This window comes from Leptospira sp. GIMC2001 (genome assembly GCF_028462125.1).
In the GTDB taxonomy this organism is placed as follows: domain Bacteria; phylum Spirochaetota; class Leptospiria; order Leptospirales; family Leptospiraceae.
Genome location: NZ_CP115468.1, coordinates 166,522 through 179,801, shown reverse-complemented (window position 1 = coordinate 179,801; position 13,280 = coordinate 166,522). Strand labels below are relative to the sequence as shown.

The following is a 13,280-nucleotide window of genomic DNA, read 5'->3' as shown; positions in this document are numbered from 1 at the left end:
AGCTACCATTGATGTTACCTCTCCGTATAAATTTCAAAACAAGAATTATGTCTTGTATGATAGTGACATAATTAATCTGTATATAAAACTTTGTAAAGTTTTTTAATAAAAGTTAGAAAAAAAATTACAATCGAATAACGACCTTACCAATGCTCTTACCTGATTGAAATTTTTCTAATGCTAATGGTAACTCATTCCATGTATAAACTGATCCTATCATCTGAGGTTTGAGTGATAACTTTATAAGTTCATTCAAATGTTTTTGTAATTCATCAACTTGATCCCATAGCCATATTAAATTGAAACCCATAACTGATTTGTTTTCTGAAATCATCTTCAATGGATCTATTTTTGGTCGATTGATGTATCGAATCAATAGTGTAAAAAGGTTCAATGCCTTGCTAGTCGGTGTAAAATTTGCACTTCCATATGTTATAAGTCGTCCTGTAGGAGCGAGTAAGTCATAACTATCCTTAAAAATTTGTCCACCAATGCATTCCAACACCAAAGATAAGGGTCTATTGTCTAAAATTTTTATAGATTCACTGCGAAAATCATCACTTCTAACTATTGAATGATCATATCCTTCATTTTTTAAAACATCAAGCTTAGATTTATCTCCAACAACACCGATTGTTTTAGCACCATACTTCTTTGCGATGCGATTAGCAAGGATTCCAACACCACCAGCAGCACTATGAATCATAACAATTTGATTCTTTTTTATATCACCAAGTGTTTTTAACGCATAGAATGCAGTAAGAGCTTGCGTAATGAATGCAGCACCTTCTTCATAACTCCATTTTTTTGGTAGAGGAAGAACATAACGTGAATCAACATTCAATGCAGTAGAATAAGCACCAAAACGTGTGCATCCCATCACCTTATCACCTAATTTTATACCTTTAACTGACCGTCCCTTGGCAATTACAACTCCAGAATACTCTAATCCTGGAATAAATGGAGTCTTAGGTGTTGCACTATAAAGTCCGAATATTGCGAATATATCAGCAAAATTCAAACCTATAGCATGAATTTTGATTTGAATTTCCGAATCTAATGGATCACTGAGTGTATCTTCTCTAAGTTTTAATCGATCAAGCTTTCCAGTTCTTTTTACTTCATATATTTCTCTTAACATATCATCCTCTTCGTCCTATCTACGTCTAAAATTCCATTTGAATCGTAAGTATGAAATTTATTTTAGTATTATAAGGGTAGAAATATGAAAAAAACACCGCTCAATCAGATTCATAGAGAACTTGGAGCCAAAATGGTTCCATTTGGTGGATGGGATATGCCAGTTCAATACAAAGGGATCATCGCAGAACATTTATCCACAAGAAATGACGCGGGACTTTTTGATGTATCCCATATGGGAGAAATCATTATCGAAGGTGATCCTTTGGAAATTTTAAAATTCCTAGAGTTCGTAACTTGTAACAGCGTTGAGCTATTGAAGGATGGACAAGTTCAGTACAATGCTATCGTAAATGAGCAAGGTGGACTGGTAGATGATATAACTTTATACAAATTTTCCAATTCCAAATACTTCATATGTTCAAATGCATCCAATTATGAAACAGTTTATACACATTTATTGAAATATAAGACTTCTAATTCTTTTGAAATTAGAAATGAATCAGACTCTTGGCACCAGATTGCGATCCAAGGTCCAAAAGCAAATGATATATTCGCTAACTATCTTGGTCACTCACTTGATTCAATTGCTTACTATAATTTTGCCCTTATGCCTTTTGATAATGAAGAGATCATCGTATCTCGTACTGGCTATACAGGTGAAGATGGTTTCGAAATCTATACTTCCATTCCTTCAGGAATAAAATTATGGAATGATCTATTATCCAAATACAAAGACCAAGGATTGGTTCCAGTTGGATTGGGTGCCCGAGATACACTTCGAATCGAAGCAAAATATCCTCTTTATGGACATGAGCTCACAGCGGATCGAAGCCCTGTTGAATCCGGAATTGGATGGATTGTAAAAGAAAAATCAAACCCGTATCTAGGATATGATAGAATCATTAAGGATAAGAAAAATGGTGCATCCAAAAAAACAGTTGGTATAACTCTATCTGAACCTGGTGTTCTCAGAGAAGAATATCCAATCTATAGTATGGATGGTTCCGAAATTGGCGTCACTACTTCTGGCACACACTCTCCGAGTCTCAAAAAATCAATTGGAATGGCTCTCATAAATAAAGATCATTCAGCAGATGGGAAAGAAATTTATGTAGAAATTCGTGGTCAGAGAAAAAAAGCTATAATTACAACAGGAAAATTCATAGAAGGAAGTGTTCGTAAGAACAAATAGGATATCAGAATGGCAGAAACAAACGCACCACAAGGTTATTATTTCTCAGAGAAACATGAATGGGTCAAAATTGAAGGGAATTCCGCAACGATTGGAATCAGCGACTTTGCACAACTTGCTCTCGGTGATATCGTTTACATAGATGTTCCAAAAGTTGGTAAATCTGTTAAGCAATTCGAATCATTCGGAACCATTGAATCTGTAAAAGCTGCAGAAGATTTATATTCTCCAATCACAGGTGAAGTTTCTGAAGTCAATCCCGCTCTTGAATCTGATCCAGCGTCTATCAATGCCAATCCGTTTGAGGTTTGGTTTATTCGAGTAACTGGAATCTCTGATTCTGAACTAAGCAAACTCATGGATGCGTCTAAGTATAAAGAATACGTTGCAACGTTAGACTAATTCAACTTTTGAAGAATCAATGCAACGAAAGAAAGATGTATTTATTGATTCAAAGATAATTTGATGTATTGTTTAACTTTTTATTTTATCTGATTTAAGAACTAAGGATTGTATATGCCACAACTCAGCCATCCACATCTCGCAGAAACTTCTGATCCGCTATCTATTTCGCTGCAAGAGTTATTGTATCGAAGCGATTCATTCCGAGATCGGCATATTGGACCTAGTGAATCAGAAAGGCAAGAAATGTTAGAATACCTAGGATATTCTAATTTGGATGACTTGATCAAGGATGTCGTTCCTTCCAAAATTTTGTTGAACCGAAAATTGAATCTTCCACTTCCCAAAGGTGAGAAAGAAGTTCTTAGAGATCTAAAAGAAATCGTATCAAAGAATAAAATCTTTCGATCTTATATTGGTATGGGATACAACTCTTGTGTTACACCAGCTGTCATCCAGAGAAACGTATTAGAAAATCCAGGTTGGTATACTGCGTACACTCCGTACCAAGCTGAGATCGCTCAAGGTAGATTGGAAGCACTGATCAATTTCCAAACAATGATCACCGACTTAACTGGAATGGATGTATCAAACGCATCTTTACTTGATGAAGCAACCGCCGCAGCCGAAGCGATGACAATGTGTTATCAGCTTAGAGGTGATGATTCTGGAAATAGTTTCTTTGTATCTCAGTCTGTTCATCCGCAGACTTTAGAAGTTCTTAGGACAAGAGCCAATCCACTTGGTATTCAAATTGTTGTCGGTTCATTCAAAAAAATCACAGGTTCTAGAGATTTCTTCGGCAGTTTAGTTCAGTATCCTTCAACAGATGGAACTATTCACGACTATTCTAAGTTTGTTGATTCAATGCATGCATTTGAAACAAAAGTCATCGTTGCAGCGGACTTGATGGCATTAACCGTTTTGAAATCTCCTGGAGAATTTGGTGCAGACGCAGTAGTTGGTTGTTCACAAAGATTTGGTTTACCACTAGGTTTTGGTGGACCTCATGCCGGCTTTATGGCAACTCGTGATGAATACAAGAGACTCATGCCAGGAAGATTGATCGGAGCCTCCAAAGATTCACAAGGCAATATGGCTTACAGATTGTCTCTACAAACTCGCGAGCAACATATCCGTCGAGACAAGGCAACCAGTAATATTTGTACGGCACAAGTCTTACTTGCAGTAATCTCTTCATTCTATGCAGTCTATCACGGGCCGCAAGGACTAAAGAAGATCGCAACACGCATTCACAAGCTAACAGCTGTTTTGGCTGAAGGACTTGAAAGATTAGGATATACAATCAATTCAAAACCTTTCTTTGATACAATAAAGGTTGATCTGGAACAACTTACTGCAGCGGAAATTATGAGTTATGCTGAACAGAGAAGGATCAATCTTCGTCAATTCAATCAACATTCTGTTGGTATAAGCTTAGATGAAACTGTAACACTTCAAGATGTCCAAGACATTCTAGAAGTTTTCCATAAAGGCAAATCACTGCCCTTCTCACTTGAAGAATTGGTCTCAAGCATTGAACATCATCTTCCGAAGGAATTGATTCGAACCAGTGATTATCTAACGCATCCTGTTTTCAATTCCTATCATACAGAAACAGAAATGCTCCGTTATATCAAAAGATTGGAAGCTAAGGATTTATCACTCGTCCACTCGATGATTCCGTTGGGTTCTTGCACCATGAAACTGAACTCAACGACGGAAATGTACCCAGTCACATGGCCAGAGTTAGGTTCCATTCATCCATTTGCACCAGCGTCACAGACGGAAGGATATCGGAAAATTTTTGGTCAACTAGAGAAATGGCTCTGTGAAATTACAGGATTTGCAGAAGTCTCTCTGCAACCTAATGCTGGTTCGCAGGGAGAATATGCAGGATTGCTTGCTATTCGTGGCTATCATCAATCCCGTAACGAAGTCCACAGAGATATCTGTCTTATTCCCATTTCTGCTCACGGAACAAATCCCGCATCTGCTGTTATGGCTGGATTCAAAGTTGTCGTTGTCTCTTGTGATGAGAATGGTAATATCAATATTGATGATTTACGCGAGAAAGCTGAGAAGCATAAAAATGAGTTAGGTGCTCTTATGGTAACCTATCCTTCAACTCACGGAGTATTTGAAGAAGGAATCATTGAGATATGTAAAATCATTCATGATAATGGCGGACAAGTCTATATGGACGGAGCAAACATGAATGCCCAAGTTGCCATCACTAGACCTGGTGATATAGGTGCTGATGTCTGCCATTTGAATCTTCATAAAACATTTTGTATTCCTCATGGCGGTGGTGGACCCGGTGTAGGACCAATAGGTGTTGCCGAACACTTAGTACCCTTTTTGCCAGGACATGCTTTGATCGATAACGGAACCGGAATTACACAAGGTGCTGTTTCTTCAGCTCCTTGGGGATCTGCGAGTATCAATGTTATCTCTTGGTCTTATATAGCGATGATGGGTGAAGAAGGTTTGAATCTAGCTACAAAGACTGCGATTCTAAATGCCAATTATATGGCTAAGAAATTGAACAATGCGTACGGAGTTTTGTATAAAGGAAATGCCGGACTTGTTGCTCACGAATGTATTCTAGACACAAGAAATCTCAAGAAGACATCGGGAGTTGAAGCAGAAGACATCGCGAAACGACTCATGGATTACGGCTTCCATGCACCGACCATGTCCTTTCCTGTTCCAGGAACACTTATGATTGAGCCAACAGAAAGTGAATCCAAATCCGAGCTAGATCGATTTATTGATTCTATGATTTCTATCCGTGCAGAAATTACAGAAATCGAAGAAGGCAAACTCGACAAAATGGACAATCCACTAAAAGGAGCACCTCACACTGCTTCAATGGTAATCAATGATGGTTGGAATCGTAAGTATCCTAGACAAAGAGCTGCTTATCCGCTTCCATTCTTAGTCACAAATAAATTCTGGCCGAGTGTCGGAAGGATTGATAATGTCTATGGCGATCGAAATTTGATCTGTACTTGCCTCCCCATTTCTGAATATGGCAACTGAAAGATTCTACGATCAACATATTTTTGTCTGCGAGAATCATCGCGGTGAAGGAGAAAGACCTTCCTGCGGTGTTCACAATTCCGAAATCTTAAAGCATCTAAAACAAAAACCAAAAACATCAAAGGTTCGAGTTCAAAGAGCGGGCTGTCTAGATCGATGTGAAGAAGGTCCAATTTTGGTATCCTATCCAGAAGGAAAATGGTTCTCACTCAAGACAAAAGAGGATGCAGATAGGTTTTATGAAAAGTATATTAGAGATAATGACTTTGAATCTGTTGCAGATCTTGCTGTAACCCAAAGTTAATCTAATCCATTTCGAAATAAATAATTTCATATTGAATTGAAATTTTCAATTTGTTCTATTAGCTAGAAATACTGCATATTAATATTCATAGACCTGCCGATATTTTGTATAGTTGAGGTGCAAGAATTGACAAAAGCTGAAAAAGAAAAAGTAATGCTGAAGTTTTTGAAATCGGTAGAGCTTTTTAAAGGTTTATCACTTCCTGCATTAAAATCTATTCTTCGTCATATAGAAGAGAGAATGGTGCGTAATCATGATTTTCTCTATTACAAAGGTGAGGCATCTGAGCATATTTATATAATCCGATATGGTGAGATTGTCTTAGAAGGATTTTCTGGCAAAAATAATATCTACCTTGGACCAGGTGATGTAATCTCAGAGAATTCATTGCTTTCCGGAAACGCCCACTCCACTTCCGCCTATGCAGTAATAGATAGTTTGGTGTATATGATAGACGGTAAAGCCTTCATGCAGATCGCATTGAAAGAGAGAGCCTTATCCCAGAACATCATGAAACTCCTCTCAAGTCGGATGAGAGAACATATTGAACTACAACCTCTAAAAAAATACCAGCCAAGAAGACTTTTCTGTCATTTGCCATTAGATGGCATGGATGATTTCCAAGAAAAGTTGAATGGTCTTATAGCCGAAACATCTCAAATACAAACTTCCAGTTCAGTCCTTATAAAAATCTCTCAGTTCAAAGGACTCAGTCATGAAAAATTTTCAGAGGAACTAAGTGCGATTCGTAAAAAGTCTCCTCTTGTTCATTTGTATTTCGATACTCCTGAAACCTGTATGGATCTTCCATCAATTGTTCTTCAATCAGATCTAATCATTTTCTGGGAGAAAGAAACTGATAAAAATATAAACGAGAAAGAGAATATTCTAAACTTCTGGAAGACTAGAATTCGTAATTTTAACGGACGAACTGTATTGTATAAAATTGATTCAGCAGTAGCTGATATTGATTCTTTGCGAATGCATCTAGGACCAGATTCATTCCATAAAGCATTTACAAAACAAGATGCACTAGCTAGATTTCTTGTGTCTCGCACAAGAGGAATTGCTTTGGGCGGGGGTGGTGCAAGAAGCCTTGCGCATATCGGTCTATTCAAAATATTGCATAGAGAAGGCTTACATTTTGATTTCGTATCGGGAGCATCTTTCGGAGCAGTAGTAGGTGCACTCTATGCTCGCGGTGATAGTCTCGATAGCATGGAACTCATGATTCGCAAATTTTTCGGTGGCTTGGAAAGTGCATTTGATCCAACTCTTCCTTTTGTATCTTTTTTTAAAGGTAAAAAAATGCGACGGATGCTGAAGGAAGCATTTGGTGACTTAAGAATTGAAGAATTACCGATTCCTTTTGTAACATCCGCAGTGGATCTACAAAGTGGGAAAGAATATGTTTTCGATCGCGGTCCAGTTGTTGAGGCGCTCATTGCAACTATGAGTTTACCTGGAGCTTTCCCTCCTTATTTTCTCGGGGAAAAAGTTCTTGTCGATGGAGGAATGGTCAATAACGTTCCTGAGGATTTAGTCCGCGCAAAAGGCGCCGACATCGTGTTAGGTGTCAATGTATCACCCTTGCAAGAAGCTGTCTCACTCAAATTATTTGAGAGCAGAAAAGCATCAGGTAAATCATTATTTCGTTATGTATGGGATACTATTAAATATCCTCCCATATTGAAGATCATGGGTCGGACTATCACACTCGAAGGAAGAGAAATCACTCGCTTGAAGCAACTTCGGATGGATTTGTTTCTTAATTTTCACTTAGAAGAATTTCAATTGTTTGACTTTGTTCGGTTTAGTGAACTTATCAAGAAAGGTGAGTCCGAAGCAAATTTGTATTTAGAAGAAATCAGAAAAACTTTACTTCCTAATAAGAAATTCTAGAGTTCTGATTGCAGAGTTGTTTTCGAATATTTTAGATTCTATATTTTTTGTAGAATTTCAGTATTATTTTTTTCCAAAGTTGGTATCCTCTAGGACAATTCAAAGCTTAGATTTTTGAATCAAATTCTTCTTTCAAAATATCAATCCCTATTTATCTTATCCATATATTTAGGATATCATGAAAAAAGCACTGATTACTGGCATTACTGGACAAGACGGATCGTATTTAACTGAATTATTATTGGCAAAAGGCTATGAGGTTCATGGAATCGTAAGAAGAACAAGCCTTTTCAATCGAGGACGAATTGAACACCTTCATAGCAACCAGAATCTTAAGTTGCATTACGGAGACATGACCGATTCCAGCAATTTGAATCGAATTCTAGAAAAAGTGGCGCCTGTTGAAATTTACAATTTGGCTGCTCAATCTCATGTTCAGGTTTCATTTGAAGTTCCAGAATACACAGCAGAAGTTGATGCTGTCGGAACACTACGTATTCTAGATAGCATCAAGCAAACAGGTGTCAAATCTCGCTTCTACCAAGCATCCACTTCTGAACTTTATGGACTAGTTCAAGAAGTTCCTCAAACGGAGAAGACTCCATTCTATCCAAGATCTCCGTATGCTGTCGCAAAATTATATGCGTTCTGGGCAGTTGTAAATTATAGAGAAGCGTTCAATCTGCACGCATCCAATGGAATTTTATTCAATCACGAATCACCTCGCCGTGGCGAAACGTTTGTGACAAGAAAGATCACACTAGGAGTTTCCGCTATTAAGGCTGGCAAAATGGATCGTCTAGTTATGGGAAATATCGACTCTAAAAGAGATTGGGGATATGCTCCTGACTATGTTGAGATGATGTGGATGATGCTTCAGCAAGATCAACCCGACGATTACGTCGTGGCTACGAACGAAACTCATACCGTAAAAGAATTCATAGAAGAGTCTTTTAAAATAGTCGATATCGAAATTGTCTGGAAAGGATCCGGTGCTGATGAAAAGGGATATGATAAGAAAACCAATAAATTATTGGTAGAAATCGATCCAAAATATTTCCGTCCGACAGAAGTTGAATTACTGATAGGTGATCCCAAGAAAGCAAAAGAAAAACTGGGTTGGGTTCCTAAAGTAAAATTCAAAGAATTGGTAAAAATCATGATGGAATCAGATCTAAAAGATCAAGGAATCACAGTTTAGGAATCAATTCGCTAGCACTTTAGGAATTTTAAAAACAAATTTCTAGAATAGAAGTTCGAAAAACAAACTTTACCCCATTTAATTTAGAAATATCTATCTTAATTGGGTAGAAACTTTATAAACAATAGACAGAATTCTTCATATGTTCTATTCTACTATAGAACAGTATGGCTACAATCAAGGTATCGATCGTTGAAGACAATGAGAAAGTAATTACCAATCTTTCAGAATTATTCGCTCAACAATCAGAATTTCAGCTTAATGAAATATACTCCGATGCTGACTCAGCAGTACAAAATGTTTTCAAAAATCCACCTGATATTCTAATCCTCGATATCGGATTACCCGGCAAAAGTGGAATATCCATTCTAGAAGAGTTAAAACTATCAGTTCCTGATATGAAAATTGTTATGTACACCGTTTTCGAAGATGAAGATAATATCATTCAAGCAATCAAGAAAGGAGCCAATGGCTATCTACTCAAAGATACACCTCTGGACTTACTAATCGCTGAATTGAAAGTAATTCAGTTAGGTGGCTCACCTCTCACTCCAAGAATTGCAACTCGAATAATTGATGAATTCAATACTAAAATTCCAAGCGCAGAAAGTGACATAGAAGAAAGCAATCTTCTCAGCAATCGTGAAAAGGAAGTCCTGAACTTGGTCTCACTTGGACTAGTCTATTCGGATATAGCAGATGAATTAGATATAAGCCCACATACAGTATCGCGTCACGTTGAAAATATTTATAAAAAATTAAATGTCCATAGCAAATCACAAGCGATAATACGCGGAAGAAGATTGGGAATTATTCAAGATGGCAAGTACCAGATTTAAAAAATGCTTACCATATTATTATATTATTGTTTTAATTAAAATAATATTCATTTCCTTTTTTTTTAATTCATGCCAACCCAACCCAAGAATTGGATATCCATTAGCTAATATTGGATTGCTCGATCTAAGTGGTTGGAATTTCAATCAGAAGAGCGAAGTTCCTCTCAATGGAGATTGGGAATTCTATTGGAATGAATTATATTCGGAAGAAAAACTGGCGAATCGCTCACCAGAGAATCCCCAGCACTATCTATTTGTTCCTGGAGTATGGAACTATAAGAAACCTATAAACGATGAGATCGGTGGAGAAGGATTTGCAACGCTTCGATTACAGATCCTCCTACCTCCAACAGAGAAGGATTTAGCAATTCGTATCCCGGAGAATTTCTACTCTGTGCATGCGATCTGGATTAATGGAATAAAAAAAGAATGGAATGGTATACCTGGACGAAATCCAGAAAGCACAAATTTCGTTGAACATGATATAGGTGAATATATTGTTTTAGATTCAAGATCAGTAGATCTTATTATTGAAATTGCCAATTTTAGAGGTAACACAAGATGGGGAGGAATTAGAAATCCATTTTATATAATGAAAATAAATACTCTAAAGTCAAAAATAATGAGAAAGCATTTTTATACTTTTTTTATTTTCAGTTGCATTCTCAGTATTGGAGTCTATCACCTTTCTTTTTTTAAAAATTATAGCAAGGACAAGCTACCGCTCTATTTTTCAATTTTTTGTTTTATCGTATCTTCCTATAGTCTAGTAACGTCAACTTCCTGGATAATCATCATGCCCAAGATGGGACCCAACTCACTTTTTCAAGCTGAGTTTATTTTGGAGTTACTTTTAACACCGACATGCTTTTTATTTATTTCTTATATATTTCCCAAAGATTTATCTAAGACAGTATTTAGAATCCTCATGGCTATTGTTTCATTATTTCTGATTGGAATCATGATTTACCCAATTAACAAAATTTCTTCCTACTATGGTTACTCATTGTATATCCCAATTATTTTTGGAACTTATATTCTTGCGATGATGATTAAAGCATTTGTACTGAAGAGAAAATTCTCAGGATTGATCTTGTTTTCAATTACCGTTTTGTTTATTTTTATGATCAATGATGTCCTACATGGTTTGATTAATTTTTTATTCTTATTCCCTTACAGCTTTCCTTTAGGACTTCTGATATTTATTTGTATCCATTCACATATTATTGCGGTTCGCCAAGCCGAGGCCTATTCCAACGCTGAGTCTCTTGTAGTATTGCAGAATAAATACAATGATCAGATCCGCCGGCAAGCTGAAGAACGAAGTAGAATTGCGCGTGATATTCATGACAGCATTGGGTCAGAGATTACTGCAATGATGACTCAAGTTCGTTTGGATGGTGACAATCCAGATACAATACTTGCGAAAGTAAAAACTCAATTGAATTATGTTCTTATAAATATTCGAGATATAGTTTATCTTTTAGGTCAAGAAAAGAAAGAATACGAAATATTAGAAGGTGAGATTCTCAAATACATTGAACGACTAAAAACAACGAACCGTTTCATCATACATTCAAATATAGAAAAAGTATCACAATCGTTAGGAATGGAAAAATCTCTTAGCACTCAGAGAATATTTCTTGAGATGATGACCAATATCATTCGACATGCAAAAGCTACGGAAATCTCCATACATCTTCGAAAGCGCCCGCATAGAATTACTCTGATCGTTGTGAATAATGGGATTCCTTTTGCTTGGAATGAATTGGATTCATCTCCATCCAGTGTTGGTATAGAAAGTATAATGCTCAGATCCCAAAAGATGTCTGCAAAAGTTCAATTTTTTCATAAAAAAGGACTGAATTTTGGATTATTGAATATTCCCGTTTTGTAATTTTTTTTTAATTAGGGAACCTTAGAGATCATTACGAGGTATACTTAACAAAAGAGGGAAACATCTATGAACAACAGTTTAAAATCGATTCTTGTAACGGCACTTCTGATTGGAGGAGTAAGCCTATCTGCTGATGGTGGCGACCATTTTGAACATATGGCGAAACATTTGAAATTAACGAAAGAGCAAAAAGCTCAAGTAGATAAGATTCAAAATGATTCAAAATCTAAAAAAGAAGCTTACAAAACTTCTATCAAGAAAGCAAAAGAAGAATTACATGCTCTCTTAGCTGCTGATGAATTAGACAAACCAAAGATCCGAGCAAAGATGGAAGAGCTTTCTAAAGCCAAAATTGATATGAAAATGCTCTGGATAGACAATAGATCAGAAGTTAATAAAATATTGACTGCTGAACAAAAAGCTAAACACAAAGAGATGATGAAGAAACATCATGAAAAGATGAAAGATAAAAAAGATAAATGGGAAAAGAAACGTGACTAACCACGAGTTTGAACAAGTAGTCAGCACCACCAAATGGGCGGTGCTGTCTGCGATTCAGAGATATCTAAATACTGCTCTGGTGGATTCGATTGATGATGTTGCGCAAGAAACTTATCTTCGAATCTATCGTTATATAGATAAGCATGGATTAGATGAAGAAAAATCAAAAACATTAGGCAATTGGGCTTATACAATTGCAAAGAACGAATCAATTAGATTTAATCAACGTTACACGAGAGAATGGGAGAAAGAAGCGAAATTAAAAAATCAGAATCCTCTTCCTTCCGAGCCGTCTGCAGAGAATTCAATCTTAGATGAAATGGAATACCAAGAAATTCTTCAAAGTATACCTGAACATTTTCGAGATGTGATAAGATTAACAAAAGAAGGTAAATCAGGCGACGAAATTGCAAAATTTTTGAATATAGCTCCTGGAACTGTCAAGTCGCGGTTGTCAAGAGCGAGGAAGTTTATTTATGAAAAATTCAACAATGAATGATGAAATACAAAAAAGAATGCAAGACCCTAATTGGGCAAAAGGAATTGCAAATGCAGTAATCCATAAAGAATCCGAAGAGAGCGTTAATTCTCTATTTCGTAAAATTCAATATGCAGCTGCGATTCTTTTGTTTACTGCTGGAGTATCCATGTTTTTTCAATGGTCTTTTCAATCAGGCATTGATGAAAAGAATTCTAGCCTAGCATTAAGTCAGTATGAGATTGAAGAAGCTGATTTGCTTTTTGAAAAAGATGAATTTGGTGCTGATATAATACTTCTAGGGTATGAGACAGGAGAATAATGCAGAAGTTCAATGACACAATTCCAGTGCATTTCTCGAATTAGGTTTGGTTTT

General features: G+C 36.5%; 12 protein-coding genes. 11 read left to right on the top strand and 1 reads right to left on the bottom strand.

Annotation, left to right across the window (positions count from 1 at the left end; translation table 11 throughout):
* Nucleotides 1-124 precede the first annotated feature (124 nt).
* Nucleotides 125-1,141: a synaptic vesicle VAT-1 family membrane protein gene (locus tag O4O04_RS02370; RefSeq protein ID WP_272533903.1), complete on the bottom strand. Its 1,017-nt coding sequence runs from the start codon at nucleotides 1,139-1,141 to the stop codon at nucleotides 125-127.
* Nucleotides 1,142-1,225: 84 nt separating this feature from the next.
* On the opposite strand from O4O04_RS02370, the gene gcvT reads away from it, so the two are divergent.
* The 11 genes from gcvT (at nucleotide 1,226) to O4O04_RS02315 (ending at nucleotide 13,226) form a co-directional block, all read left to right on the top strand.
* Complete coding sequence (gcvT, locus tag O4O04_RS02365; RefSeq protein ID WP_272533901.1) at nucleotides 1,226-2,335, top strand: glycine cleavage system aminomethyltransferase GcvT; 1,110 nt, start codon at nucleotides 1,226-1,228, stop codon at nucleotides 2,333-2,335.
* A 9-nt stretch (nucleotides 2,336-2,344) separates the two neighbouring features.
* Entirely contained in the window at nucleotides 2,345-2,737 is a 393-nt protein-coding gene (gene gcvH, locus O4O04_RS02360) for a glycine cleavage system protein GcvH (protein ID WP_272533900.1), read from the top strand.
* A 114-nt stretch (nucleotides 2,738-2,851) separates the two neighbouring features.
* Nucleotides 2,852-5,782, top strand: coding sequence for an aminomethyl-transferring glycine dehydrogenase (gene gcvP / locus O4O04_RS02355; protein WP_272533899.1), 2,931 nt, complete (start codon nucleotides 2,852-2,854; stop codon nucleotides 5,780-5,782).
* Nucleotides 5,772-6,086 (top strand): (2Fe-2S) ferredoxin domain-containing protein, encoded by a 315-nt coding sequence (locus O4O04_RS02350; RefSeq protein WP_272533898.1) that lies wholly within the window; start codon nucleotides 5,772-5,774, stop codon nucleotides 6,084-6,086. Before gcvP ends, O4O04_RS02350 begins: the two co-directional genes overlap by 11 nt.
* Nucleotides 6,087-6,239: 153 nt before the next feature.
* The gene (locus O4O04_RS02345; protein WP_272535999.1) at nucleotides 6,240-7,988 is read left to right on the top strand and encodes a patatin-like phospholipase family protein; all 1,749 of its coding nucleotides are present in this window, start codon (nucleotides 6,240-6,242) and stop codon (nucleotides 7,986-7,988) included.
* A 178-nt stretch (nucleotides 7,989-8,166) separates the two neighbouring features.
* A complete protein-coding gene (gmd, locus tag O4O04_RS02340) occupies nucleotides 8,167-9,189 on the top strand; it encodes a GDP-mannose 4,6-dehydratase (protein WP_272533896.1) in 1,023 nt (340 codons plus the stop codon).
* A gap of 167 nt (nucleotides 9,190-9,356) precedes the next feature.
* A complete protein-coding gene (locus O4O04_RS02335; protein ID WP_272533894.1) occupies nucleotides 9,357-10,028 on the top strand; it encodes a response regulator in 672 nt (223 codons plus the stop codon).
* A complete protein-coding gene (locus O4O04_RS02330) occupies nucleotides 10,009-11,925 on the top strand; it encodes a sensor histidine kinase (RefSeq protein WP_272533892.1) in 1,917 nt (638 codons plus the stop codon). Before O4O04_RS02335 ends, O4O04_RS02330 begins: the two co-directional genes overlap by 20 nt.
* Nucleotides 11,926-11,991: 66 nt before the next feature.
* Entirely contained in the window at nucleotides 11,992-12,426 is a 435-nt protein-coding gene (locus tag O4O04_RS02325; RefSeq protein ID WP_272533890.1) for a Spy/CpxP family protein refolding chaperone, read from the top strand.
* Nucleotides 12,419-12,925 (top strand): RNA polymerase sigma factor, encoded by a 507-nt coding sequence (locus O4O04_RS02320; RefSeq protein WP_272533889.1) that lies wholly within the window; start codon nucleotides 12,419-12,421, stop codon nucleotides 12,923-12,925. Before O4O04_RS02325 ends, O4O04_RS02320 begins: the two co-directional genes overlap by 8 nt.
* Complete coding sequence (locus tag O4O04_RS02315; RefSeq protein ID WP_272533887.1) at nucleotides 12,903-13,226, top strand: hypothetical protein; 324 nt, start codon at nucleotides 12,903-12,905, stop codon at nucleotides 13,224-13,226. Before O4O04_RS02320 ends, O4O04_RS02315 begins: the two co-directional genes overlap by 23 nt.
* Nucleotides 13,227-13,280: the final 54 nt, after the last annotated feature.